Here is a 24,301-nt window from a genome sequence, read left to right on the forward strand (position 1 = left end):
CAGCGAAAGCCGCGCCCATCGGTCGCCGCGCGGGTTCACCACGGAGTGCCGTCGAGCCCGCACTTCCCACGGCATACCCGCCGTGGGAAGTGCGGGTTCACCCACGGACCATGGTGAGCCGCGGCGGCAGCAACGACCCCGTTACCTCTGTTGCACTTGACTATTCAAGTGACGAAAGGTGACAGTGGGGTGGCTCCCTTCCCCGCGAGTCTCGAGGTCGCTCCCATGTCCCGCCGCACCGTGGTCATCGTCGTCGGCGCCCTGGCCCTCCTGCTCGCGCTGGCACCCTTCGTCCCCCGCGGCGGCGACCGCGGGGCACTGCTCCCCTCCGGGGACAAGGAGTACGCCGCCCGCCCGGCCGGCACCGCCGGCCTCGCGAAGCTCACCCCCGAGGCCCGCGCGGAGATCGACCGCGTCGTCGCCGAGGGCGCCATGCTCAGCCGCCGGATGGCGCGGAGCAGCGGCAAGGCCACCCCCGAGCAGCTCGCCGAGACCGCCGTCCGGTGCGCGGAGTTCGAGGGACAGCGCTACTGCCTGGGCGCCGGCTGGACCGACGACACCGAGGCCGAGGTCCGCGCCCGGACGCTCCGCGCCGCCCGCACCGTCGCGGCCCGGCCCACCGGCGCCGCGGAGGAGACCGGCGACCTGGACGCGCAGGAGACGCTGGCTCGACGAGCCCGGATGAGCCCCGCGGCGCTGGCCCGGGCCGACCGCACCGAGCTGACCATGGCGGCGCGCTCGGTCGCCAAGGTCTGGCTGCTGCGCAACCAGATCGAGGGCGTGCCGCTGCCCGCGGGCTTCCTCGAGGACCACCCCGAGGCGCGGGCGCGCACCGCGACTCCCAAGCCCACCGGGACCCCGACGGTCCGGCCGACCAGGGCCCCGGTCAAGACCGCCGCTGACTACCCGAGGCGCTTCCAGATCATGGACGGCGACCGCACCGCCGCCCAGAGGCGCACCTACTGGTGCGGCCCGGGCGCGATGCAGATGATCACGTGGGGCTGGCAGAAGCAGAGGAAGTCCCAGGGCCACTGGGCCCAGCGGCTGCGGACCACCACCGAGGGCACCTCGATCTGGGACATGGTGCGCGTGGTCAACCAGTCGACCGGCTACGACCAGCAGAAGTACGCCGGGCCCTACATCGTCCTCGACATCAGCGACTACAGCTTCTCCAAGTGGATGCTGCTGATGATGCGGCACGTCTACGACTACCGGGCGCCGGTGGTCCTGCACCCGGTCCTGCTCAAGAAGTTCTACCCCTACCTCGACGACGACGCCTCCGGGCACTTCCAGGTCGGCCGCGGGTTCGCCAAGCGCGGCAAGAAGCCCGACCGGCTCGGCTACTTCGAGCCGTGGAACCAGCAGCGGTTCGACCCGTCCGAGCCCTACATCGCCCGGGTCCAGTGGCGCGACGCCTACCGCAGCTATCGCGCCAACCAGGCGCACTTCCAGCACAACGTCGGCGTCTGATGCGCCTCCTCCGGTACGCCGCCGCGGCGACCCTCGCGCTCGGGCTGGCGGCCTGCAGTGGCGACGAGCAGCCGGCGCCCGAGCCCCGCGCGACCCCGTCCTCGAGCCGGCCGACCGGCAGCCCGACGGCGAAGCTCGACTGGCAGCCGGTCGAGGGCCCGGTCCGCGACAGCGTCACCCGCAACGCGGACTGGACCCTGACCGTCACCGGCAACGGGCGCGGCTGGTCGCTGGACGGCCCGAGCACCTCCACCGGCAGCGGTTCCTCGGACTGGCGGGTCAGCGACGCGCTGCTCGACGAGGAGTGGGCAGTGGTCGTGCTCCAGGACCCGACCGAGTCGAGGCCCAGCCGCGCCGAGGTCACCGAGCTCGCGACCGGCGACACGTTCACGGTCGACGGCTCCTCCGACGTACCCACCACGAATGGTGGCGCCTGGGCGCTCGGCGACGGCCGGCTCCTGCACGCGACCGTCGGACCGGACCGCGCCTACTGCGTCGCGTCGGTCGACCTCGCGAGCCGGGAGTCGACGCTCTCGTGGTGCGCGCCGAAGCGGCACGGCTTCAACGGCGCGCAGGTCGCGCCCGGCGGGGTCTCGGTGCTGAGCTTCGACGCCGGCCGGCCCTCGTGCCGGACGCTGATGGCGCTCGACGGCACCACCGGCACGCCGTTCGAGGGCGTCGAGGAGTGCCAGGCGTGGGACGGCCTGCTCACCGACGACGGCCAGGTTTGGTCGGTGATCCCGAACGAGCGCCGCATCGAGGAGGCCCGCTTCTACGCCACCGCCGGCGGCGAGCGGGCCGACCTCGGCCCCGGTACGGCGGGCAGCCTGGTCTGGTGCAGCGGCGCGGCGTACTTCACCCGCGACCCCCAGGCCGAGGGCGACCCGGCGGCCCTGATGCGCTGGTCGGCGGCCGACGGCCTCGATGTCGCCTACGAGTCGCCGGGCGGCCAGGCGTTCCTCTCCGAGCCGCGCTGCGGCGGCGACCAGATCACGGTCACCGCGTTCGCCGAGGACGGCGACCAGCAGGTCACCGCCCGGCTTTCGTGAAGTCCGGACGGGGCCGTCACGTCCCCGCGACCCCTGCGTTGGACGGTCGTCGGAGCATGGGGATCCGACGTGACGGCGAGGTGGTGGCAACGCAGCGGGTGCCGCCACCTCGTCCAACACCTCCCCACCTACGCTGGCTGGCGTGATTGCTCCGTTCACCGGCTTCCCGGTCGCCGCCCTCGACTTCTACGACGACCTCGAGGTCGACAACACCAGGGCGTTCTGGGAGAAGCACAAGGACGTCTACGCCGAGTCGGTGAAGGCGCCGATGACCGCGCTCTGCGCCGCGCTCGAGCCGGAGTTCGGGGCGGCGAAGATCTTCCGCCCGTACCGCGACGTGCGGTTCGCCAAGGACAAGACGCCGTACAAGACCCACCAGGGCGCGTTCGTCCGGGTCGGCGAGGCGACCGGCTGGTACGTCGAGGTGTCGCCGCGCGGCGTCCGCACCGGCGCCGGCTTCTACGAGGCGAGCAGCGGCCGGCTCGCGGCGTTCCGCGCGGCCGTCGCGCACGACCGGTTCGGAGCCGAGCTCGGGCGGATCCTCGCGAGGCTGGAGAAGCAGGGCTTCGAGGTCGGCGGCGACCGCCTCAAGACCACGCCGCGCGGGTACGCCGCCGACCACCCGCGCATCGAGCTGCTGCGCCACCGCTCACTGACGGTGGGCCACCCGCTGGGCTTCGAGCCGGTGATCCACACCCCTGGGCTGCTCGACCTGGTGCGCGCCGACTGGCAGGCGCTGCGCCCGCTCGTCGACTGGGTGGCCGAGCACGTGCGCGACTGACCCGTCGGGTTTCACCGGTCAGCCGGAGAAACCCGCGCAACACGCCGGTGCGGCACGGCGTGTCGGTCGGGTTTCACCGGTCAACCGGTGATTCCTGTGACGGATGGGACGAGAGGGTTCAGTCCTTCGTGAAGGTCGCCATCGTGCGGTCCGGCTCCCAGTAGGCCCTCATCGAGGCCACCCGGCCGTCGTCGTTCACGACGTAGACCATGATCAGCTCGGTCGTGGTGTGGCTGCCGTCGGGGAACGAGGTCTTGATCCGGCCGATGTTGGCGCAGGTGTTGCTGCCCGGGTTGGCGAAGGAGTCGTAGATCTCGAACTCGAACCTCGCGATCGGCGCGATCGCGAGGTTCCAGAACGCCGAGATGCCCTCGTGCCCGCGGTGGCCCGTGCCCTCCGGGTCGAACATCGACGGGCCGACCGGGTCCTCGATCACCGCGTCCTCGGCGTACACCGTGAGCCACTCAGCGAGGTCGCCCTTGGCGACGGCGGAGTACGAGCGCTGCGAGGCCGCCCGCGCGGGGTGGTCGTCGTTGGGCGCGGTCCACGTGATGGCGTCCGACGTGATCATGGCGCCACTCTAGAACACGTTCCATGTCTCGACGGGCTCGACAACCGAGTCGACGGGCTCGCCGACCGAAGGAGGCAGGTCACCCGGATTTCACCGGCCGGCCGCACACGGATGCGACCGTGGCGACATGGCGAAGCGCAAGGCATTCCTCCACATCGGACCCGCGCAGAGCGGCGGCGGCTTCCTCGACTCGGCCCTGGCCGAGCACGCCGACGCCCTGGCGGAGGCCGGCCTCAAGCACCCCGCGATCTCCGCGGAGGAGATGTTTCGCGCCGCGATCGAGATCCGGCGCGACCACAAGGCGTGGGGCTATCAGCGCCGCGAGGTCGAGGGCGCCTGGGCCGGCATCTGCCGGCGGGCATGGAAGGGCAAGGGCACGGTGGTGCTCAGCCAGGAGCTGCTCGCGGGGTGTACGCCGGAGCAGGTGGACCTGCTGCTCGACGGCCTGCACGGGTTCGCGATCCACGTCGTGGTCACCGGCGACCCACCGGCGGCGTGGTCGCCGGTGGTGAAGCCGGAGCGACTCCACCTCATCGACGTTCCTGACACCGATCCCGAGCAGGCGGTGTGGACGGCGTTCGGCGAGATCGTCGGGTTCGACGCGGCCGCGCTGCCCCTCTCGGCGGCATGGTCGCTGCCCCGCCCGGAGCCCTCCGACGTCCTCGCGGAGGTGGCCCGGCTGCGGGCGCACAACCGGGTGCTCGAGGAGCGCAACGCGAAGCTCGAGCGCAAGAAGGACAAGCTGAAGCGGAAGCTCGCCGAGACCGGCTAGCAGGACCAGCCTGGAGGCTCAGTGGAGGCTCAGTGCGGCTGCCAGGCGTCCTCGTCGGCGGTCCGCGAGGTCACCGCGTCGGGCAGCTTGCGGTTGGCCAGGTCCTGGATCGAGACGCTCTCGAACACGTCCCGCAGCGACCGGCGCGCGGCGATCCACACGTGCTGGAGCACGTCGGCGGCGTCGTTGTAGGTGACCGCCTCGGGGCGCAGCCCGTAGACCGAGACCAGCGGGCCGTCGACCGCGCGGATCACGTCGGCGACGGACACGCTCGCGGCGTCCCGGCCCATCCGCCAGCCACCGGACTGGCCGCGCTGCGACATCACGACACCGGCGCGACGGAGGTCGGCCAGGATCGCCTGCAGGAAGCCGTGCGGGATGTCCTGGAGCCGGCCGAGCTCCTCCGCGCTCACCGCGCGACCGTCTTCACGCGAGGCCATCTCGATCAGCGCGCGCAGGGCGTAGTCGGACTTGGCGGAGACGCGCATGCGGCCAGTGTGTCAGATGTGTCGACTTGTTCAGTCGATCTTGGTGCCTACCAGCCCCGCATCCCGCCGAAGGCTCGGCGGGGTCGCCTTGCGAGGTTACCGACGGGTACGTAGGCTTGTGGTTACCGACGAGTAAGCAAACCGAAGGTGGGGCAGTGAGCCACTACAAGAGCAACCTCCGCGACATCGAGTTCAACCTCTTCGAGGTCCTCGGCCGCGACCAGATCCTGGGCACCGGCCCCTTCGCCGAGGTCGACGCCGACACCGCCCGCTCGATCCTCGCCGAGGTGGACCGGCTCGCCCGCGAGGACCTCGCGGCGTCGTTCGAGGAGGCCGACCGGAACCCGCCGGTCTTCGACCCGGCCACGAACACCGCGCCGGTGCCGGAGGCGTTCAAGAAGAGCTACCAGGCCTGGATGGACGCCGAGTACTGGCGCCTCACGACCTTCGCCGACCTCGGCGGCACCCCGGCCCCGTCCAGCATCTGCTGGGCGATGGGCGAGCTGGTGCTCGGCGCGAACCCGGCGATCTGGATGTACGGCGCCGGCCCGATGTTCGCCGGCGTCTTGTGGCGCAACGGTAACGAGCGCGACCGCAGGATCGCGCGGCTCGTCGTCGACCGGGGCTGGACCACCACGATGGTGCTCACCGAGCCCGACGCCGGCTCCGACGTCGGCGCCGGCCGCGCGAAGGCCACGCCGAACGACGACGGCACATGGAGCGTCGAGGGCGTCAAGCGCTTCATCACCTCGGCCGAGAGCGACCTCTCCGACCAGATCATCCACTTAGTGCTCGCGCGCCCGGTCGGCGTCGAGGGCGCCGGCGGCCCCGGCACGAAGGGCCTCTCGCTCTTCGTGGTGCCGAAGTATCACTTCGACCTCGAGACCGGTGAGCTCGGCGCGCGCAACGGCGCCTACGTCACCCACGTCGAGCACAAGATGGGGATCAAGGTGTCCAACACCTGCGAGCTCACCTTCGGCGACCCGGGCGTCGGTGGCGGCGAGCCGGCCGTCGGCTACCTGCTCGGCGAGGTGCACAACGGCATCGCGCAGATGTTCCAGGTCATCGAGAACGCCCGCATGATGGTCGGCACCAAGGCCATCGCGACGCTGTCGACCGGCTACCTCAACGCGCTGGAGTTCGCCAAGGAGCGCGTCCAGGGCGCCGACCTGACCCAGTCCGCCGACAAGACGGCCCCGCGCGTGACGATCACCCACCACCCCGACGTACGCCGCTCGCTGATGACGCAGAAGTCGTACGCCGAGGCGATGCGCGCGCTCGTGCTCTACACCGCCACCTGGCAGGACCGGGTGATGCTCGCCGACTACAGCAGCGAGCGCGACGAGATGGCCGAGAAGGTCAACGACCTGCTGCTGCCGATCGTGAAGGGCTACGGCTCGGAGCGCTCGTGGACGCTGCTCGGCACCGAGTCGCTGCAGACCTTCGGCGGCTCCGGCTTCCTGCAGGAGTACCCGATCGAGCAGTACGTCCGCGACGCCAAGATCGACACCCTCTACGAGGGCACCACCGCGATCCAGGGCCAGGACCTCTTCTTCCGCAAGATCGTCAAGGACCAGGGCGCGGCGCTGGGCCACCTCGCCGGCGAGATCTCGAAGTTCCTCGAGAGCGAGGCCGGCAACGGCCGCCTCAAGAACGAGCGCGAGCTGCTCGCCACCGCGCTCGAGGACGCCCAGGCGATCGTCGGTCACCTGATCAACGAGCTGATGTCCGCCCAGGACGAGGTCCGCAACATCTACCAGGTCGGGCTGAACACCACCCGCCTGCTGATGGTCCTCGGCGACGTCGTCTGCTCGTGGCTGCTGCTCCGCCAGGCCGAGGTCGCGCTGGAGAAGCTGGCCGGAGACCCGGGCCGGGACCAGGCGTTCTACGAGGGCAAGGTCGCCGCGGCCCAGTTCTTCGCCCAGAACGTGCTGCCGAGGATCTCCGCCGAGCGCGCCATCGCCGAGGGCGTCGGCCTCGACCTGATGGACCTCGACGAGGCCGCCTTCTAGTCTCTGCTCCGCAGCCGAGTCGGCGCAGTCTCAGCTGAGACTGCGCCGACTCGGCCTACTTCAGGACGGTTGCGGCGCGGCGTACGGCGTCGGTGAGCCGGTCGAGGACGGGGGAGTCGAGGCGCCAGCGCTGCCAGTGCAGGGGTACGTCGACGTGCAGCCGGCCGACCAGCGGCACCAGCCGGCCCTGGTCGACCAGGGGGCCCAGTTGCGGCTCGGGGACCATCCCCCAGCCGAGCCCGAGGCAGACCGCCTCGAGGAAGTCGGCCGAGGTCGGGACCCGGTGCACGACCGGGGGAGTGGTGACGCCGCGGGAGGCGAGGACATCGTGCTGGAGCGTGTCCTTCTCGTTGAAGACGACGACCGGCAGCGCGGCCCAGTCGGGGCCCCGGCCGCGGCGGTACCGCGCGGCGACCTCCGGCGTCGCGGCCGGGACGTAGCGCAGCACGCCGAGCCGCTCCACCGAGCAGCCCTGCACCGCGGTCGGCTCCGATGTCACCGCCGCGAGCGCCCCGCCACTGCGCAGCAGCCCGGCGGAGAACGCCTGGTCCTCGACGTGCAGGCGCAGCGCGACGTCGTCCCAGCCGGCGACCTCGGCGAGGACGCCGCGGAACCAGGTCGCCAGCGAGTCGGCGTTCACCGCGACCGGCAGGTCGACGACGGACCGCTCCTGCGCGAGCGCGTCGCGGACCTCGTCGTGGAGGAGCCGGGTCTGCCGGGCCAGCCGGAGCAGCACCTCGCCGTACTCGGTCGGCCGGCACGGCGTGGTGCGCTGCACGACCACGCGGCCCACCTGCGACTCGAGCGCCCGGATCCGCTGGCTGATCGCGGACGGCGTCAGGTGCAGCGCCCGGGCGGCGGCCTCGAACGTGCCGTGATCGGCGATCGCCACCAGCGCGGCGAGCTGGGACGGCGCCAGATCCATGAAGCGATGCTAATGGTTGCTGAAAATCATTCGCTGGCCTCATCACAGCCCGACCCCTAGCGTGGCGGCGTGCTCGACTCCCTGGCCACCGGTCTCGTCACCGGGCTGTCGCTGATCGTGGCCATCGGCGCACAGAACGCGTTCGTGCTCAGGCAGGGACTCGCGCGCGAGCACGTCGGCCCGGTCGTCGCGATCTGCACGCTCTCCGACGTCGTGCTGATCACGGCCGGCGTCGCGGGCATCGGCACGATCGTCGAGCGCGCGCCCTGGGCAATCGACGTGATCCGCTGGCTCGGCGTGGCGTTCCTGACCTGGTACGGCGTGAGCTCGCTGCTCCGCGCCCGGAGGCCCGAGTCGCTGCGCGCCAACGGGGGCGGCACCGGGATCTCCCGGCGCGGCGTCGTGCTCAAGGCGACCGCGCTCACCTGGCTCAACCCCCACGTCTACCTCGACACCGTGCTGCTGCTCGGCTCGATCGCGAACCATGAGGGCCCGGTCGGGCGCTGGTGGTTCGCGGCCGGCGCGATCGTCGCGAGCGCGGCGTGGTTCTGCGGCCTGGGGTACGGCGCCCGGCGGGCGAGCGGCCTGCTCTCGAAGCCGCGGGCGTGGCGGGTGCTCGACGTGCTGATCGGCCTGACGATGCTGGCGATCGCACTCTCCCTCGCGCTTGGCTGAGCCGGCCGTCTAGGCTCGAGGGCATGAGCGACCAGCAGCTGCTGAGCGAGTACGTCGACGTCTGGTGGCAGGCGGTCAACGACTTCACCGAGCTCCTCGAGGAGCTCGACGAGTCGGAGTGGGCCGCCCCGACCGACCTGCCGGGCTGGGACGTGAAGGCGGTCGCCTCGCACATCGCCCACCTCGAGGGCATCCTCGCCGGCGCGCCCGAGGAGACCGCCGACGTCGGCGAGCCCGGCCATGTGACGGGGCCAATGGGCCTCTACACCGAGGTCGGCGTGCTCAACCGCCGCGACGCCAGCCCGGACGCGATCATCAACGAGATCCGTGCCGCCGCCACGGCGCGGCATACCGCGCTGCTGGCCGACCCGCCGACCGACGCGTCCGCGAGACCGGAGCCGATCTTCGGCGGCGTGCCGTGGGACTGGCGCACGCTGCTGCGCAACCGCCCGCTCGACGTGTGGATGCACGAGCAGGACGTACGCCGCGCGGCCGACCGGCCGGGCGGCATGGACTCGCCTGCGGCGAGGCACACGGCCGAGTACCTCGCCGAGAGCCTCGGCTACGTGCTCGCCAAGCGGCTCGGCGCTCCGGCCGGCACGGCCGCAGTGCTGGAGATGGAGGGCAGCGCGCCGTTCGCGTACGCGGTCGATGACTCCGGCCGGGGCGAGCGGCTGGGCGGCGTACCCGACGAGCCGACGGTGCGGCTGCGGATGGACCGCGAGGCGTTCATCCGCCTGGCGGGCGGCCGGTGCGAGCCGGTGCCGGGCACGGTGCGGGTCGAGGGCGACCAGGACCTCGGGCAGCGCCTCCTCGACGCCCTGGCCACGACCCCGTGAGGGCCGCGACCGACCGCTGGGAGCCGGCCGACATCCCGGCCCAGGAGGGCCGCACGGTCCTCGTCACCGGCACGACCGTCGGCGGGCTCGGGCAGTTCACCGCGCTCGAGCTGGCCCGCCGGGGCGCGCGCGTCGTGCTCGCCGGGCGGCGCGCGGAGCGGGTCGCCGAAACGCGGGCCGCGATCCTGACCGAGGTGCCCTCGGCGTCGCTGGAATCGCTGGTGGTCGACCTCTCCGACCTCGGGTCGGTACGCCGGGCGGCGGCCGAGGCCGCGGGCCTGGGCCCGATCGACGTGCTGGTGAACAACGCGGGCGTGATGGGCACGCCGTACCGCCGCACGCCCGACGGCCTCGAGCTGCAGCTGGCGACGAACCACTTCGGCCCGTTCCTGCTCACCGGCCTGCTGTTGCCGCAGCTGGTCGCCAGCGAGGACGCGACCGTGGTGACGGTCTCGTCCCAGATGCACCGGGTGGCGCGGAAGGCGCCGCTGGGCGACCCGCGGGCGCAGCACGGGCGCTACCAGCGCTGGCCGGTCTACGGGCAGTCCAAGCTCGCGAACCTGCTCTTCACCTACGAGCTCGAGCGCCGCTGCCGCCGGGCCGGGCTGCCGGTGCGGGCGCTGGCCGCGCACCCGGGTTTCGCGGCGACCCACCTGGCCGCGAACGGGCAGTACGGGCGGGCCGCCGGCGGCCGCGCCTCGATCCTGGACGCCGCGATCAAGGCGGTCTCGCCCAACACCGCGTCCCAGGGGGCATGGCCGACGCTGATGGCGGCGACCGCCGCCCTGCCGGGCGCGTCGTACGTCGGGCCCGACGGCTTCCTCGAGTGGGGTGGGCGGCCGCGGGTGACCACGTCGAACAGGCTGTCCCACGACGAGACCGCCCAGCGCCGGCTCTGGCAGCTCAGCGAGGAGGCCACCGGCATCCGCTACCCCTGACGTGGGTCCGTGGACCGTCGAGACACCCAGAACGGCCCTCAGAAGGGCAGATCAAGGGCCGTTTCTGGTGTCTCGACGAGAGATGACCGGGCGGCCACCTCAGCCGCCGACGACCGGCACGTCCGGGGTGACCTCGCCCTCGACCGGCGCGACGGTGCCGCCGAAGTACATCTGGGCCAGGTGGGGATCGGAGACGATCGACGCGGCGTCGCGCTGGGTGACGACCTTGCCGGACTCCATCACGATGCCGTCGGTCGCCATCTTCATGCCGAACCGGACGTTCTGCTCGACGATGAGGATGGTCTTGCCGCTGTCGCGGAGCACCATCACCGAGTCGTAGAGCGTCTGCAGCGCCTTCGGGTCGAGGCCGAGCGACGGCTCGTCGAGGAGCAGCAGCACCGGGTCGAGCATCAGCGAGCGGGCGAACTCCACCATCCGGCGCTGGCCGCCCGAGAGGTTGCCGGCGTTGTCGTTGCAGCGGTCCGCGACGATCGGGAAGAGCGCGGCCACCTGGTCGAAGCGCTCGGCCACCAGCGCCTTCTTGCGCCGGATGATGTAGGCGCCGAGCAGCACGTTCTCCCGCACCGACATCGTCGGGAACAGGGCGTTCGACTGCGGCACCTGCGAGATGCCGCGCTCGAGGATCTCCGCCGCCGAGGCCCTGTGGATCGGCTCGCCCTGAAGGTGCACCTCGCCCAGCCGGGGGGTCAGCAGCCCACTGACCGTCCTGAGGACCGTCGACTTGCCGGCGCCGTTCGGGCCGACGATGCAGGCGACCGACCCCGAGGCGACGGTGATGTCGACCCCCTGGAGCACGTCGCCGCCGCCGTACCCGGCCACGACGCCCTGCAACTCGAGCATCGGCTCGGTCATGCTTCCACCCTCTCCTCGAGGACGAAGTCGTCGCCCAGGTAGGCATCGATGACGGCGGGGTCGCGCTGGATCTCCTCGGGCGTGCCCGACGCCATCTTCCGGCCTCGCGCCAGCACGTGGATCGGGTCGCAGAGCCCGAGCACGAACGGCATGTTGTGCTCGACGAGCAGGAACGTCTTGCCGTAGGAGTTGAGCTCGCGGATCATCTCACCCATCCGCTCGATGAGGACCGGGTTGATGCCGCCGGCCGGCTCGTCGAGGAGGATCACCTTCGGGTCCAGCATCAGGATCTGCGCGAGCTCGACCAGCTTCTGCTGGCCGTAGGACAGAGCGTGCGCCTTCTGGTCGCGGAAGGCCCGCATGCCGACGTACTCGAGCAGCTCGTCGGCCGCCCGCGCCTCGGCGCCGCTCACCGCGATCCGGCCGAGCTGGCCGACCGAGAAGGTGCGCTGCACGGCGACGACGTTCTCGAGCACGGTCATCTCCCGGAAGAGCCGGGTGATCTGGAAGGTGCGGCCCAGGCCGCGGTGCGCCCGCTCCCACGACGGCAGGCCGTCGATGCGGTGCCCGTCGAGCCGGATCTCCCCCGCGTCGGCGCTGATGGTGTCGTCGATGAGGTTGAAGATCGTGGTCTTGCCCGAGCCGTTCGGCCCGATCAGGCCGGTGATCGAGCCCTCCGGTACGGCGAAGGACGCGCCGTCGACGGCCCGGACGCCGCCGAAGTGCTTCTTGAGATCCCTCACCTCGAGGATCGGCCGGTCGGGGAGCTCGCTGCGGTCGACGACCTGGATCCGGTCGGTCAGGGAGGCGAGGCTGCCGCCGGTGCCGATGCGGGCACCCACCAGGCCGGCCCTGCCACGCGTGCGCAGCCGGGCCAGGCCGGACTCGACGGCCGGCAGGATGCCCTGCGGCAGGAAGATCACCACCGCGACGAGCAGGCCGCCGAACAGGAACAGCCGGGTGTTGCCGCCGCCCCAGCTGTTGTTCGCGGTCTCGTTGAGCCACTCGATGAAGAATGCGCCGAGCACCGGCCCCCACAGCGTGGCTTTGCCGCCGATGAGCATCGACAGCACGAGCTGCACGCTGAGCAGGATGCTGAACATGCCGCGGGGGTCGATGAACGTCAGGTAGTAGCCGTACACCGCGCCCGCCATGCCGACGAACAGGGCACTCGCCATGAACGCGATGATCTTCTGGGACGGCAGGCTGATGCCGATCGTCGCGGCCTTGGTCTCGTCCTCCCGGATCGCGATCAGGCCCATGCCGAGCTTGGTCCGCCGGATCCACCAGGTCATCAGGACCTGGAGCCCGAGCAGCCCGAGCAGGGCGTAGTAGAAGGGCCAGTTCGCGATGTCGCGGTCCCAGGTGGGCAGCGGGAGGGTCAGGCCGGCCGTGCCGTTGGTGAGCGACGCCCAGTTGATCGCGATCACCTGCACGAGGAAGAGGAACGCGACGGTGATGATCACGAACGCCGGACCGCGCGAGCGCAGCGAGACGAAGCCGAGAACGAGCGCGACCACCGCCGCGACGGCGCCCGCGAGCGGCACCCAGAGCCAGACGTTGTTGTCGGGCAGCCTGGTGGCGAGCACGCCGATCGTGTAGCCCCCGAGACCGATGAACGCTCCCTGACCCAGCGAGATGTAGCCGGCGAACCCGGAGATGATGCTCAGCCCGCTGGCGCCGATCGCGAAGACCAGCGACAGGATGATCATGTTCTGGTAGTAGAGGTCGTCGCTGACCAGCGGGTAGACGACGAGCAGGACGGCCGCCGCGAGTGCGATCGCACGACCCACCCAGATCGGCTGGACCCGGGACCACGGGCTCCGGCTGGCGCCCTCGGCGGTGGAGGTGGAGCTCATGCTGCTACTGCGTCCTCTCGGAGTCGGGTGCCGAGGAGGCCCTGCGGCCGGATCAGCAGGACGGCGAACACGATCATGTACGGAACCGCCGTCGCCCAGGCCGGCGAGACGTACGCCGCCGTCAGGGTCTCGGCGATGCCGAACATCAAGGCGCCGAGCACGGCGCCGTTCAGGCTGCCCAGACCGCCGAGCACCACGATCGCCAGCAATCGGGCGATCCACTGGTAGTGCGAGCCGGGTACGAACGGGTAGAGCACGCCGGTGATCGCGCCACCCGCACCGGCGGCCGCGATGCCGATCCCGAACACGAGCGCGGCGACGGATGCGACCTTGATGCCGACGAGCTCGGCGGACGCCGGGTTGGTCGCCGCCGCACGGATCGCCCGGCCCAGCCAGGTCTTGGTCAGCACCACCCAGAGCAGCCCGAGGACCACCACCGCGATCAGGCCGCCGAACACCTGGGCCTTCGGCAGGAACAGCCCGCCGATCGTGAAGGACTGATCGCCGTAGGACGGCCTGATCGAGGTCGAGTTGTTGCCCCAGATCTCCCCCATCGCTCCCTCCAGCACCAGCGCGAGTCCGAAGGTCAGCAGGACCGTCGAGGCCATCGGCGCGCTGCGGACCGGCGAGACCACCACGCTGTAGGTGACCCACCCGAGCACGAACACGATCGGGGTCGTGAGCACGGTGGCGAGCAGCGGGTCCACCCCGAAGGAGTCCCACAGCCAGTAGGTGACGAAGGCTCCCAGGATCAGGAAGGCACCGTGCGCGATGTTGATCACCCGCATCACGCCGAAGATCAGGGTCAGCCCGCTCGACGCCAGGGCGTACACGCCACCCAGCAGCAGACCCAGGAGGAGAGTCTGGAGCAACTCGGTCATCAGCCGGCGCCGCCCGGCAGCCACTCGCGCGTGATCGTGGCGGTGGAGGCCGCCTCGGGCAGCACGATCTGCGCCTTGCCTCCCTGCCATTGGCCGATCAGGAAGTCACCGGTGGGGGCACCGGTGTCGTCCCACGACAGCGGACCGAGGATGGTCTCGACCTTGTTCGCGCGCAGCCAGTCGGCCAGGGCACCCTGGTCGTCGATGCTGCCGACCGCCTCGACCGCGGCCTGGAGCACCTGGCCGGAGGCGTACGCGTCGGCGGCGTCCTCGGGTGGGAGCCCGCCGAACTTGTCCTGGTAGGCCTTCACGAACTCGGCGTTCCCGGGGGTGCCGGCCGCGGGAGAGTGGCTGACCGCGTAGAAGACGCCCTCGGTGTTCTCCGCACCGATGCCCTGGGAGTACTGGTCGCCGAACGAGGGCGCATTGGTCTGGAAGAACATGTCGGGCTTGAACCCAGCCTTGAGCATGGAGCGGGTCAGGCCGATGCCGTCCTCGAACTGCGCGCCCTGGAAGACAAGGTCGGGGTTCTTGCTCTTCATCGCACTGACGATCGTGTCGAAGTTCTTGGTGTCGATCGCGTAGGTCTCCTGGTAGACCGTCTTGACCCCGGCGGCCTCGAGCGCGGCGCGGGCGCCCTCGACGACCGGCGCGGCGAACGGGTCGTCCAGCGTGGGGTAGGCCGCGGTCTTCGGCCGCTGGTCCTCGGGCAGGCTGGCAACCCACTCGGTGAACAGCTTGCCCTGCTTGTCCGCGGTGGCCTGCTGGGAGAAGAAGAGGTACTTGAAGCCGCGGGTGAACATCTCCGGCGACCCGCCGGCCGGCTCGATGTAGACCATCTGGTTCTTCTCGGCGACCGCCGACGCCGGCAGGTTCAGCAGCGAGGAGAAGGTCCCGAGGAGGAGATCCACCTTCTCCTGGCTGATCAGCGCGTTGTAGTCGGCGACGATCGTGTTCTGGTTGGACGCGTCGTCCTTCACGACGAGCTCGACGTCGCGGCCCAGCAGGCCGCCGCTGTCGTTCACCATCTGCTGCCAGATCTGGTAGCCCTCCTGGGCTGCCTGCCCGGGCTGGGAGAACTCGCCGGTCAGCGGGAGCGACGTGCCGATCGTGATCGGGCCGTCGGCACCGCCACCACCACCGGAGTCGTCACCACCACAAGCAGCCAGGCCGAGCGCCAGCACCCCCGTCAGAGCCAGGGCGCCCAGGCCCCGGCGGCGTGAAACGTGGGACATTCTTCCTCCTCGGTACTGCCATGGATTGTCGCAATCGATTGCGGCCTTCGCAGTCTTGTGAACGAGGCCACAATCTGTCAAGCACCTGCGCCGAAAACCCGCATTCCCGGGCGAGAACGGCGACGCCGCCGTGCCGAGCTGGACCGGTCGGCTCTTGCAAACGGTTGTGGCAGGTGGGACCCTCGCCGCGTGACCCCTCTGAGCACGGTAGCTCGCGCCGACGACCTCCCGGACGAGGCCGAGGTCGTGGTGGTCGGTGCCGGCCACAACTCGTTGGTCGCCGCGGCCTACCTCGCCCGGGCCGGGCTCGAGGTGGTCGTGGTCGAGGCGAACGACCAGCCCGGCGGCAACACCCGCACCGAGGAGCTGACGCTGCCCGGCTTCGCCCACGATTCGTGCAGCAGCGCGCACGTGCTCATCCAGAACAACCCCCTGATCCGGGACGACGAGCTCGGCCTACTCGCGGACCACGGCCTCGAGTACCTCGCGACCGACCCGGCCGTCGTACTCCCCCAGGAGGACGGCGAGCTGCTGGTCATGCACCGCGACCTCGAGGCGACCGCGGCCGAGCTGGCGCGGTGGTCGTCGGACGACGCGCGGGCGTTCGAGCGGCTGATCGGCGAGTGGCGCGGCGGGCTCGCCGCGGCGCACGGCCGGTGGAGCTCCCACCTGCCGCAGCCCGACGACGAGGTCTCGCGACGCTACCTCGACCTCCGGCGGCGCAGCGCGTGGGACGTCGTCCACGAGAGGTTCTCCCACCCGGTCGTGCGCTCCTTCATGCTCTGGCTGGCCATGGCCACGATCCAGGACCCGCGGCGAGCGGGCACCGGCTTCCTGCCGTCGTCGCTGGCCGCCGGCCGGCTCGACTTCGGCTGGACCACGCCGGTCGGGGGCAGCCAGGCCCTCCCCGACGCGCTCATCCGCATCATCGAGAAGCACGGCGGCCGGGTCGTCTGCGGCGCGCCGGTGACCGGCGTCCTCACCGCGCAGGACCGCGCGGCCGGCGTCCGGCTGGCCGGCGGCGCGGCCATCCGGGCGAGCCGGGCGGTGGTCGCCGGAGGGCACGTGACCGGGCTGCCGGCGATGATCGAGGACCGCGCCCCCTCGCCCGACCTCGAGCAGGCGCGCGACGCCTGGCGGCCGGGGCTGAGCGTGCTGGCCGTGCACGCCGCGATCCGCGACGACCTGCGGTTCGGCCCGGCCGGCACCACGAGCGCCGCCGCGGGTCTCGGCACCGCCGACGGCGTCGCGCGCCACCTCGACCGGTTCGCGGCCGGCGAGTGGGACGCCGAGGACCCGTGGCTGCTCGTGGTCAACCAGACCGCCGTGGACCCGACGCGCCGCCCCGCCGGCGGTGGCGGCACGTTCAAGATCCTCACCATCGCGCCGTACACACTGTCCGGCGGCCGGTCGTGGGCCGACGAGAAGAACGAGTACGGCGCCCGCATCGTCGGCCTGGTGCGGCAGCGCGTCGGCGGGCTGGCGGCGTCGGACATCCTGGCGATGCGCACCGAGTCGCCGCTCGACGTCGCCGCGCACAACCCGCAGAACGTCGGCGGCTCCTGCCACGGCGGCGAGTTCCTGGTCGACGGCGAGGTCTTCGCCGGCTGGCAGCGCTACGACACCGACGTGCCGGGGCTGTTCCTCACCGGCGCCTGCGTGCACCCCGGCGGCTCGGTCTCGGGCCGCCCGGGCCGCAACGCCGCCCGCACGGTGCTCGGCTCGCTCGGCCTCGACCCGCTGCAGGTGATGGGGCCGAGCTGACCGGGCACCCGGTGCGAGTCCTCAGATGAGGATGCGCACCGGGTGCTCCAGCAGCTCGGCGAGGGCGGCGAGCCAGCGGGCGGCGACGACGCCGTCCACCGGGCGGTGGTCGACCGACAGCGTCACGGTCATCAGCTTCCCGGGCACGACCGCGCCGTCCTCGACGACGGGCTCGTCGCGCACCGCGCCGACCGCGAGGATCGCGGCGTGCGGCGGGTTGATGATCGCGGCGAACTCCTCCACGCCGTACATCCCCAGGTTCGTGACGCTGATGGTGCCGCCCTCGAGCTCGTCCTGCCTCAGCTTGCCGTCACGAGCACGCGCGGCGAGGTCGCGCACGCGCTCGGCCACGGCGCTCACCGGGAGCGAAGTGACGTCGCGGACGACCGGCGTGAGGAGGCCGCGGTCGGTGGCGACCGCGACGGCGACGTCGACGGTGTCGAAGCTGCGGACCGCGTCGGGCGTCCAGACGACGTTCATCTCCGGTACGGCGCGGTGGGCGGCCGCGACGGCCTTGATCACCAGGTCGTTGACGGACACCCTCACCTCGCCGTCGTTGACCTCGGCCCGGAGCGCGACGAGGGCGTCGGCGCGCACCGTGGCGCGGACGTAGAAGTGCGGCGCGGTCTGCTTGCTCTCGGTGAGCCGGGAGGCGATCGCCTTGCGCAGGCGGGAGTGGGGGGTCTCGACAGGCCCGACCACCGGGGTCTCGACAGGCTCGACCACCGGAGCGACCAGCGCCCTCTCGACGTCGCGGCGCAGGATCCGGCCGCGAGGGCCGGTGCCGACCAGGTCCTCGACGGCGAGCCCGCCGTCCTTGGCCAGCTTGCGCGCCAGCGGGCTGGCGAAGACCCGGCCGTCGGATCGGGTGGTCTCGACAGGCTCGACCACCGTCGGGGTTGGCTCGGGGACGTCGCGCCGCTCGGGCACGACGGGGTTCGCCTCGACCGCGACGCCGAGCTCGGCGAGCACCGCGTCGAGGTCGGCGACCCGCTCGCCCGGCGTACCCAGGACGGCGATGGGCGCGCCCACCTCGACCTGCGACCCGGGCGTCACCAGTCGCCTGAGCACGACGCCGGCGGCCTCGGCCTCGACGTCGACGACCGCCTTCTCGGTCTCGACGCTCGCGATCGGGTCGGCGGCGGCGAACTCGGCGTTCTCGGCGACCAGCCAGTCGGCGAGGACCGCTTCGGTCGCGTTGGCGGCGACCTCGGGCATGCGCAGCACGGTGGGCACGTCAGTACCTCGCGATCTCGGCGAGCTCGGCGATGACCTCGTCCTTCTGGGCGATCGCGGCGCGCTCGAGCACCCTGCTGATGCTCGGCGACGCCTCGGCGCCGGTGACCCGGCGGACCGGCGCGTCGAGCAGGTCGAAGAAGCGGCGGTGGATCTCGTCGGCGAGCCAGCCGCCGTACGACGTGCCGACCGCGCCCTGCTCGGCGATCAGCACCTGGTTGGTCTTCGCGACCGAATCCTCGATCAGCTCCCAGTCGATGCTGGCGCGGTCCAGCCAGCGCAGGTCGATCACCTCGGCGTCGACCCGGCCGAACTCCTCGACCGCCTCCAGCACGAACGGCACCATCCCGAGGTAGGTCAGGACGGTGACGTCGCTGCCGGGTCGGCGCACGGCCGCCCTGCCGACCGGCAGTACGTAGTCGAGGTCGTCGACCGGGCCCGGCCCGGTCGAGTTGTAGAGGTCGACGTGCTCGAGCACGACGACCGGGTCCTGGCAGGCGAGCGCGGCGTTCATCAACCCGACGTAGTCGTAGGGCGTGGACGGCGCGACGATCCGCCAGCCCGGGTTGGTCGCGAAGACGCCCGCCGGGTCCATGGAGTGCTGCGACCCGTAGCCGGTGCCCATCGCCACCTTGCTCCTCAGCACGAGCGGCACGCCGGACTCCCCGCCGTACATGTGCCGCGCCTTGCCGATCTGGTTGAACAGCTGGTCGGCGGCGACCCACATGAAGTCGGCGTACATGAACTCGACCACCGGCGTGTAGCGGCCGTCGAGCGCGATGCCGCCGGCCAGGCCGGCGAACGCGTTCTCGCTGATCGGGGTGCCGAGGATGCGGCCGGGGAAGCGGTCGGGCAGGCCGCGGGTGGCGCCGTTCGTCCCGCCGTTGAGCCGATGCACGTCCTCGCCCATCACGACGACGCCCGGGTCGGTCTCCATCCGGCGGCCCATCACCGCGGCGACGGACTCGATGAACTTCGTCTCCTGCACGGGTACGGCGAAGCCGGCCGGGTCGACCACGCGCGCGGAGTCGAACTCCGAGAGGTCACCGCGCACGCCGACGTCGACCCAGTCGGGGTCGGGCCACTCGGCCGGCCTGATCCGGCGCTGGCCGGGCTTGCCGCCGGGCAGCGGCTCGACCAGCTCGCGGCCGACCTCCTCCATGACCGCCTTGGCGGCGGCGACCGCCTGCGCGGTCTCGTCGGCGGTCATGATGCCGCGGCGCACGAGATGCGCGGCGGTCTGCGTCAGCGGGTCGCGCTCGCGCCAGGACCGCTCCTCCTCCTTCTCCCGGTAGCCGAACGCGCTGCCGGCGAACCCGCCGTTCTGGTGGAAGAAGCGGTAGGTGTCGGCCTCGACGACGGTCGGGCCGCGACCGCGGCGCATGTGCTCGACGGCCTCGGTCATCGCGAGGTGGACCGCGAGCGGGTCCATGCCGTCGACCTTCCAGCTGGCGATGTTGAAGCCGAGGCCGCGCGCGGAGAGGCGCGGCTCGGCGGTCGACTCGTGGACCGAGGTGGAGACGGCGTACTGGTTGTTCTCGATGAAGAAGCAGACCGGGAGCGACCAGGCGGCGGCGAGGTTCATGGTCTCGAGCGTGGAGCCGATGTTGACCGCGCCGTCGCCGAAGTAGGTCACCGAGACGGCGTCGCCGCCGGAGTGCCGGTGCGACCACGCGAACCCGGCGGCCTGCGGGACGCCGCCGCCGACGATGGCGTTGGTGCCCATCGCGCCGGCATCCTTCCACTGCAGGTGCATCGAGCCGCCGCGGCCGTGGCTCCAGCCGCGGTCGAGGCCGCAGATCTCGGCGAGCGTCGTGAGCAGTACGTCGCGCACCTGCTGCGATGGGGCCTCGAGCGGGTCGAGGCCCTTGGGCTCGACGTGGTGCAGCGCCTTGGCCAGGAACTGGTGGTGTCCGCGGTGCGAGCCGTTGACCGAGTCCTCGCTGGTGAGGGCGAGGACGGAGCCGACGGCGCCGCCCTCCTGACCGATGCTCGAGTGCGCGGGCCCGTGGATCAGGCCGCCGCTGGCCAGGTCGAGCACGTACTGCTCGAAGGCGCGGATCCAGACCAGCTGCGCGTAGATCGTGCGCAGCAGGTGCGGCTCGGCGGCGTCCCAGTCGGCCTCGGTGGCGACGACCTCGACCCACGGCGACGCGGGCGCGAGGGGGTGGTGCTCGGGCATGAGTGTCTCCTTCGCTCGGCAGCACGATGACACACGATTGGATCCAAAATCTAGGCACGGACCGGTGGACGCCACATATCGCGGCGTGCTTTGCTGCATCCAGACGTCGAATCGGATCCGAAAGGTGGTACGTCGATGCCGATGCCGGGCCTGCGCCGGATGGACCACATCGGCTTCACCGTGCCCGACCTGGACGCGGCGCACCGGTTCCTGGTCGACGTACTCGGCTGCGAGTACCTCTACTCGCTCGGGCCGTTCCGGCACGAGGACGACTGGATGCTCAGCCACCTGGGCGTGCACCCGCGCGCGGAGATGGTCGAGAACCGGTGGTTCCGCTGCGGCGACCAGGCCGTGTTCGAGGTCTTCCACTACACCTCGCCCGACCAGCGCGACGCGATCCCGCGCAACAGCGACGTCGGCGGCCACCACGTCGCGCTCTACGTCGACGACCTGGACGCCGCGATCACGCACCTCGAGGCGAACGGCGTGCGCGTGCTCGCCGGCCCGACCGCCAGCAGGGGTCCGGCCGAGGGCAACCGGTGGATCTACTTCCTGAGCCCGTGGGGGATGCAGTTCGAGCTGGTCTCCTACCCCGGCGGCAAGGCCTGGGACCGCGACCACCGTGGGGAGAATCAGGCCCATGACTGACGTGAGCAGCAGCCGCGTGGCGGCGTACCTCCGCGAGGCCATCCTGGGTGGCGACCTCAAGCCGGGCGACCGGATCCGCCAGGAGGACATCGCCGCGAAGCTCGGCGCGAGCCGGCTGCCGGTGCGCGAGGCGCTGCGGATGCTCGAGGCGGAGGGGCTGACCGAGCACGAGCCGCACAAGGGCGCCCGGGTGCCGCGGCTGACGCAGCACGAGGTCGAGGTGATCTACCGGATGCGCGAGCGGCTCGAGCCACTTGCCCTCACCGAGAGCCTGTCGCGCCTCGACGCGAGTGACCACGAGCGGCTCGAGGACGTGCAGCGCCGGATCGAGGACAACGAGGACCTCGAGAAGTTCCTCGACCTCGACCGCGAGTTCCACATGCTCACCTACAGCGGCTGCACGATCGAGCCGCTCAACCAGAACGTCACCCGGCTCTGGAACTCCACGCAGCCCTACCGCCGCGCCTACGTCGCGCTCGGCGGCAAGAGCCGGATGTGGGTCGTGAACGCCGAGCACCGGCTGATCCTCGACGCCGTGGTCCGCCGCGACGCCTCCGACGCGGAGCGGTTCCTCGAGGGGCACATCCGGCGTACCCGCATCGAGCTCTCGCACCACCCGGAGGTCTTCGACTGATGCAGATCTCTGTCAACGGAAGGGATGTGAGCCTCGCCTCCGACGGCGACACCACGCTCCTGACGGCGCTGCGCGACGAGCTCGGCCTGGTCGGCACCCGGTTCGGGTGCGGGCAGGGTCTGTGCGGCGCGTGCTTCGTCGACGTCGACGGCACCGTGATGCCGTCCTGCCAGACCCCGGTGTGGCAGGTGGCGGGGCAGGCGGTGACGACCGTCGAGGGGCTGTCGCGAGACGGCGATCCGCACCCGGTGCAGCGCGCGATCCTCGACCGGCAGGCCGCGCAGTGCGGGTTCTGCATCTCCGGCATCGTCGTCCGCGCGGCCGCGCTGCTGCGCGACGAGCCGGACGCCGACGCCGACCGCGTCGCCGAGGCCCTCGACCGCAACCTCTGCCGGTGTGGAGCGCAGCGCCGCATCGTCGAGGCCGTGCTGGCCGCCCGGGAGTCGGTGTGAGCGACCTGCCGCCACACGTGGTCGACAACCCACGGCTCGGCACCTGGGTGACGGTGGCCTCCGACGGGCTGGGCGTCGAGGTGCACGTCGGCAAGGTCGAGCTCGGGCAGGGCATCCTGACCGCGCTCGCGCAGATCGCCGCGGACGCGCTCGCCCTCCCGTTGAACGAGATCCGCATGGCCGCGGCCCACACGACGAACGGCCCCGACGAGGGCCTCACCGCCGGCAGCCTGTCCGTGCTGCAGGCCGGTCCCGCGCTCCGGCACGTGGGTGCCGTCGTGCGCGCGCTGGCCGACCCGTCCGCGGAGGGGTACATCGGGCGGATCGCCGCCCTCGACCCCGAGACGGACCTCCGCACTGCCCCGACCGCGGACCCCGTCACGCCCGCCGCGGTCGGGAGCAGCACGCCCCGGCTCGACCTGCCCGACAAGGTGCTGGGCCGGCCGCGCTACCTGGCCGACCTGCGGCCCGACGGGCTGCTCTACGGCCGGGTGCTGCGCCCGCCGTCGCCCGGCGCCCGGCTCTCGTCGCTCGACCCGGACTGGAAGGCGCCGGGCGTGACGCTGGTACGGGACGGGTCGTTCCTCGGCGTCGTCGGCGAGCGCGAGGCCGATGTCGACCGGGCTCTGGAGCAGCTGGCTCGCGACGCTGCGTGGTCCGAGGACGACACGCTGCCGGACGAGGACGGGCTGGCCGACTGGCTGCGCGCGGGCCCGCACGAGGAGATCGAGGTGCTCGACGAGGGGCCGACCCCGGGCACCGTCACGGCGTCGTACTCCAAGCCCCTGCTGGTGCACGGCTCGATCGCGCCGAGCGTCGGGCTGGCGCGGTGGGACGGCCCGTCGGTGCACGTGTGGAGCCACAGCCAGGGCATCCACGCGCTGCGGCTCGCGATCGCCTCGGCGCTCTCGTCGGACGCCGACTCGGTCGTCGTCGAGCACGTCGAGAACGCCGGCTGCTACGGGCACAACGCCGCCGACGACGCCGCGTTCGACGCGGTGCTGCTCGCGCGGGCCGTGCCCGGCCACCCGGTGCAGGCGCGCTGGACGCGGCCCGACGAGCTGACGTGGGGGCCGCTCTCGCCGGCGATGACCGCGACCGTCTCCGCCACGCTCGCCGGGGGCCGGATCGAGGGATGGTCGTACGACGTCTGGGGCCTCGGGCACTCGGCGAGGCCCGGCTACCGGGGCGCTCCGGGCCTGCTGGCCGGCGCGCACCTCGCGACGCCCGTAGCGCTCCCGCCCTCGACCGACCCGCCGCCCGCCGCCGGCGGCGGCACCACCCGCAACGCCGTACCGATCTACGACGTCGGCCCGCGCCGGGTGGCCGGGCACCGGCGGGTGGACAGCCCGTTCCGCACCTCGGCGATGCGCGCTCTCGGCGCCTACCTCAACGTGTTCGCGATCGAGAGCTTCATCGACGAGCTGGCCGACGAGACGGGTGCGGACCCGGTCGACTTCCGGCTCGCGCACCTCTCCGACGAGCGCGCCCGGCATGTCGTCGCCGAGGCGGCGCGGCGCTCCGGCTGGCCGGACCCGCTGCCCGACGAGACCGGCCGCGGACTCGGCTTCGCACGCTACAAGGACAAGGGCGCCTACTGCGCCGTGGTGGCCGAGGTCGGCGTCGAGTCGTCGGTGGAGGTGCGCCGGCTGACCGTCGTCGCCGACATCGGGCTGGTCGTGAACCCCGACGGTGCCCGCAACCAGCTCGAGGGCGGCGCCACCCAGTCGGTCAGCTGGACCACGAGGGAGCGGGTGCGCTTCGACCGCCGGCGGATCACCACGTCGGACTGGGAGCTCTACCCGATCCTCACCTTCCGCGAGTCGCCGCTGGTCGACGTGCACCTGGTCGACTCACCGGCCCCGTCGGTCGGTGCCGGCGAGGCCGCCCAGGGGCCGACCGCCGCGGCCATCGCCAACGCGGTGCACCGCGCCCTCGGCGTACGCGTGCGGGACCTGCCGCTCGACGCCGCCGCCATCGTCCGGGCCATCGAGGCCCAGGAGTGATCCCGACAAGA

22 protein-coding genes are annotated in these 24,301 nt (G+C 72.0%); 13 read left to right on the forward strand and 9 right to left on the reverse strand.

Translation table 11 applies throughout. The features are described from left to right. The first annotated feature begins 225 nt into the window (after positions 1–225). The 3 genes from ACYVKX_RS05305 to ACYVKX_RS05315 all read left to right on the forward strand — a co-directional run bounded on the left by ACYVKX_RS05305 (position 226) and on the right by ACYVKX_RS05315 (position 3,300). Complete coding sequence (locus tag ACYVKX_RS05305) at positions 226–1,470, forward strand: hypothetical protein (protein ID WP_460829615.1); 1,245 nt, start codon at positions 226–228, stop codon at positions 1,468–1,470. Then, positions 1,470–2,519 (forward strand): hypothetical protein, encoded by a 1,050-nt coding sequence (locus tag ACYVKX_RS05310; protein WP_460829616.1) that lies wholly within the window; start codon positions 1,470–1,472, stop codon positions 2,517–2,519. The genes ACYVKX_RS05305 and ACYVKX_RS05310 overlap by 1 nt, the downstream gene beginning before the upstream one ends. Before the next feature lie 142 nt (positions 2,520–2,661). Next, on the forward strand, positions 2,662–3,300 hold the full coding sequence (locus ACYVKX_RS05315; RefSeq protein WP_460829617.1) for a DUF2461 domain-containing protein: 639 nt from the start codon (positions 2,662–2,664) through the stop codon (positions 3,298–3,300). Between the two features lie 118 nt (positions 3,301–3,418). Here the strand turns inward: ACYVKX_RS05315 and ACYVKX_RS05320 are convergent, their stop codons facing one another. Next, entirely contained in the window at positions 3,419–3,871 is a 453-nt protein-coding gene (locus ACYVKX_RS05320; protein WP_460829620.1) for a nuclear transport factor 2 family protein, read from the reverse strand. 127 nt (positions 3,872–3,998) lie between these two features. On the opposite strand from ACYVKX_RS05320, the gene ACYVKX_RS05325 reads away from it, so the two are divergent. After that, positions 3,999–4,643 (forward strand): hypothetical protein, encoded by a 645-nt coding sequence (locus ACYVKX_RS05325; protein ID WP_460829621.1) that lies wholly within the window; start codon positions 3,999–4,001, stop codon positions 4,641–4,643. Positions 4,644–4,672: 29 nt separating this feature from the next. On the opposite strand, the gene ACYVKX_RS05330 is transcribed toward ACYVKX_RS05325, so the two are convergent. After that, positions 4,673–5,131, reverse strand: coding sequence for an RrF2 family transcriptional regulator (locus ACYVKX_RS05330; RefSeq protein ID WP_460829622.1), 459 nt, complete (start codon positions 5,129–5,131; stop codon positions 4,673–4,675). 155 nt (positions 5,132–5,286) lie between these two features. On the opposite strand from ACYVKX_RS05330, the gene ACYVKX_RS05335 reads away from it, so the two are divergent. Continuing rightward, positions 5,287–7,143, forward strand: a complete 1,857-nt coding sequence (locus ACYVKX_RS05335; protein ID WP_460829623.1) for an acyl-CoA dehydrogenase — start codon at positions 5,287–5,289, stop codon at positions 7,141–7,143. Between the two features lie 55 nt (positions 7,144–7,198). Here ACYVKX_RS05335 and ACYVKX_RS05340 read toward each other — a convergent pair whose 3' ends face one another. After that, positions 7,199–8,068 carry a LysR family transcriptional regulator ArgP gene (locus tag ACYVKX_RS05340; RefSeq protein WP_460829625.1) on the reverse strand — a complete coding sequence of 290 codons (870 nt, stop codon included), beginning with the start codon at positions 8,066–8,068 and terminating at the stop codon, positions 7,199–7,201. A 69-nt stretch (positions 8,069–8,137) separates the two neighbouring features. Between ACYVKX_RS05340 and ACYVKX_RS05345 the strand changes: the two genes are divergently transcribed. The 3 genes from ACYVKX_RS05345 to ACYVKX_RS05355 are packed head-to-tail and all read left to right on the forward strand — an operon-like array spanning position 8,138 to position 10,520. Then, a complete protein-coding gene (locus tag ACYVKX_RS05345; protein ID WP_460829627.1) occupies positions 8,138–8,743 on the forward strand; it encodes a LysE/ArgO family amino acid transporter in 606 nt (201 codons plus the stop codon). Positions 8,744–8,766: 23 nt separating this feature from the next. Further along, the gene (locus ACYVKX_RS05350) at positions 8,767–9,582 is read left to right on the forward strand and encodes a maleylpyruvate isomerase family mycothiol-dependent enzyme (RefSeq protein WP_460829628.1); all 816 of its coding nucleotides are present in this window, start codon (positions 8,767–8,769) and stop codon (positions 9,580–9,582) included. Then, the gene (locus tag ACYVKX_RS05355; RefSeq protein WP_460829629.1) at positions 9,579–10,520 is read left to right on the forward strand and encodes an oxidoreductase; all 942 of its coding nucleotides are present in this window, start codon (positions 9,579–9,581) and stop codon (positions 10,518–10,520) included. Before ACYVKX_RS05350 ends, ACYVKX_RS05355 begins: the two co-directional genes overlap by 4 nt. A gap of 99 nt (positions 10,521–10,619) precedes the next feature. Here the strand turns inward: ACYVKX_RS05355 and ACYVKX_RS05360 are convergent, their stop codons facing one another. From ACYVKX_RS05360 to ACYVKX_RS05375, 4 genes are read right to left on the reverse strand one after another with little or no spacing between them, the layout of a single operon-like run. Further along, entirely contained in the window at positions 10,620–11,393 is a 774-nt protein-coding gene (locus ACYVKX_RS05360; RefSeq protein WP_460829631.1) for an ABC transporter ATP-binding protein, read from the reverse strand. Further along, positions 11,390–13,252, reverse strand: coding sequence for a branched-chain amino acid ABC transporter ATP-binding protein/permease (locus tag ACYVKX_RS05365; protein WP_460829633.1), 1,863 nt, complete (start codon positions 13,250–13,252; stop codon positions 11,390–11,392). The genes ACYVKX_RS05360 and ACYVKX_RS05365 overlap by 4 nt, the downstream gene beginning before the upstream one ends. After that, positions 13,249–14,133, reverse strand: a complete 885-nt coding sequence (locus ACYVKX_RS05370) for a branched-chain amino acid ABC transporter permease (protein WP_460829635.1) — start codon at positions 14,131–14,133, stop codon at positions 13,249–13,251. The genes ACYVKX_RS05365 and ACYVKX_RS05370 overlap by 4 nt, the downstream gene beginning before the upstream one ends. Next, positions 14,133–15,368, reverse strand: a complete 1,236-nt coding sequence (locus ACYVKX_RS05375) for an amino acid ABC transporter substrate-binding protein (protein ID WP_460829636.1) — start codon at positions 15,366–15,368, stop codon at positions 14,133–14,135. The genes ACYVKX_RS05370 and ACYVKX_RS05375 overlap by 1 nt, the downstream gene beginning before the upstream one ends. A 189-nt stretch (positions 15,369–15,557) precedes the next feature. Between ACYVKX_RS05375 and ACYVKX_RS05380 the strand changes: the two genes are divergently transcribed. Further along, positions 15,558–17,132 carry a phytoene desaturase family protein gene (locus ACYVKX_RS05380; RefSeq protein WP_460829638.1) on the forward strand — a complete coding sequence of 525 codons (1,575 nt, stop codon included), beginning with the start codon at positions 15,558–15,560 and terminating at the stop codon, positions 17,130–17,132. Positions 17,133–17,153: 21 nt separating this feature from the next. Here the strand turns inward: ACYVKX_RS05380 and ACYVKX_RS05385 are convergent, their stop codons facing one another. Beyond that, a complete protein-coding gene (locus tag ACYVKX_RS05385; RefSeq protein WP_460829639.1) occupies positions 17,154–18,368 on the reverse strand; it encodes a dihydrolipoamide acetyltransferase family protein in 1,215 nt (404 codons plus the stop codon). A 1-nt stretch (position 18,369) separates the two neighbouring features. Continuing rightward, positions 18,370–20,550 (reverse strand): alpha-ketoacid dehydrogenase subunit alpha/beta, encoded by a 2,181-nt coding sequence (locus ACYVKX_RS05390; RefSeq protein WP_460829640.1) that lies wholly within the window; start codon positions 20,548–20,550, stop codon positions 18,370–18,372. 135 nt (positions 20,551–20,685) lie between these two features. On the opposite strand from ACYVKX_RS05390, the gene ACYVKX_RS05395 reads away from it, so the two are divergent. From ACYVKX_RS05395 to ACYVKX_RS05410, 4 genes are read left to right on the forward strand one after another with little or no spacing between them, the layout of a single operon-like run. Continuing rightward, a complete protein-coding gene (locus tag ACYVKX_RS05395; protein WP_460829643.1) occupies positions 20,686–21,198 on the forward strand; it encodes a VOC family protein in 513 nt (170 codons plus the stop codon). Then, a complete protein-coding gene (locus ACYVKX_RS05400; protein ID WP_460829644.1) occupies positions 21,191–21,832 on the forward strand; it encodes a GntR family transcriptional regulator in 642 nt (213 codons plus the stop codon). Before ACYVKX_RS05395 ends, ACYVKX_RS05400 begins: the two co-directional genes overlap by 8 nt. Beyond that, positions 21,832–22,284: a (2Fe-2S)-binding protein gene (locus tag ACYVKX_RS05405; protein WP_460829645.1), complete on the forward strand. Its 453-nt coding sequence runs from the start codon at positions 21,832–21,834 to the stop codon at positions 22,282–22,284. Before ACYVKX_RS05400 ends, ACYVKX_RS05405 begins: the two co-directional genes overlap by 1 nt. Next, the gene (locus ACYVKX_RS05410) at positions 22,281–24,290 is read left to right on the forward strand and encodes a xanthine dehydrogenase family protein molybdopterin-binding subunit (RefSeq protein ID WP_460829646.1); all 2,010 of its coding nucleotides are present in this window, start codon (positions 22,281–22,283) and stop codon (positions 24,288–24,290) included. Before ACYVKX_RS05405 ends, ACYVKX_RS05410 begins: the two co-directional genes overlap by 4 nt. Positions 24,291–24,301 lie beyond the last annotated feature (11 nt).

The organism is Nocardioides hungaricus, from assembly GCF_054782915.1.

Coding starts and splice junctions, on each gene's coding strand:
- ACYVKX_RS05305 (WP_460829615.1), top strand. CDS start 226: ATGTCCCGCCGCACCGTGGTCATCGTCGTCGGCGCCCTGGCCCTCCTG.
- ACYVKX_RS05310 (WP_460829616.1), top strand. CDS start 1,470: ATGCGCCTCCTCCGGTACGCCGCCGCGGCGACCCTCGCGCTCGGGCTG.
- ACYVKX_RS05320 (WP_460829620.1), bottom strand. CDS start 3,871: ATGATCACGTCGGACGCCATCACGTGGACCGCGCCCAACGACGACCAC.
- ACYVKX_RS05325 (WP_460829621.1), top strand. CDS start 3,999: ATGGCGAAGCGCAAGGCATTCCTCCACATCGGACCCGCGCAGAGCGGC.
- ACYVKX_RS05330 (WP_460829622.1), bottom strand. CDS start 5,131: ATGCGCGTCTCCGCCAAGTCCGACTACGCCCTGCGCGCGCTGATCGAG.
- ACYVKX_RS05340 (WP_460829625.1), bottom strand. CDS start 8,068: ATGGATCTGGCGCCGTCCCAGCTCGCCGCGCTGGTGGCGATCGCCGAT.
- ACYVKX_RS05350 (WP_460829628.1), top strand. CDS start 8,767: ATGAGCGACCAGCAGCTGCTGAGCGAGTACGTCGACGTCTGGTGGCAG.
- ACYVKX_RS05360 (WP_460829631.1), bottom strand. CDS start 11,393: ATGACCGAGCCGATGCTCGAGTTGCAGGGCGTCGTGGCCGGGTACGGC.
- ACYVKX_RS05365 (WP_460829633.1), bottom strand. CDS start 13,252: ATGAGCTCCACCTCCACCGCCGAGGGCGCCAGCCGGAGCCCGTGGTCC.
- ACYVKX_RS05370 (WP_460829635.1), bottom strand. CDS start 14,133: ATGACCGAGTTGCTCCAGACTCTCCTCCTGGGTCTGCTGCTGGGTGGC.
- ACYVKX_RS05375 (WP_460829636.1), bottom strand. CDS start 15,368: ATGTCCCACGTTTCACGCCGCCGGGGCCTGGGCGCCCTGGCTCTGACG.
- ACYVKX_RS05390 (WP_460829640.1), bottom strand. CDS start 20,550: ATGCCCGAGCACCACCCCCTCGCGCCCGCGTCGCCGTGGGTCGAGGTC.
- ACYVKX_RS05395 (WP_460829643.1), top strand. CDS start 20,686: ATGCCGATGCCGGGCCTGCGCCGGATGGACCACATCGGCTTCACCGTG.
- ACYVKX_RS05400 (WP_460829644.1), top strand. CDS start 21,191: ATGACTGACGTGAGCAGCAGCCGCGTGGCGGCGTACCTCCGCGAGGCC.
- ACYVKX_RS05405 (WP_460829645.1), top strand. CDS start 21,832: ATGCAGATCTCTGTCAACGGAAGGGATGTGAGCCTCGCCTCCGACGGC.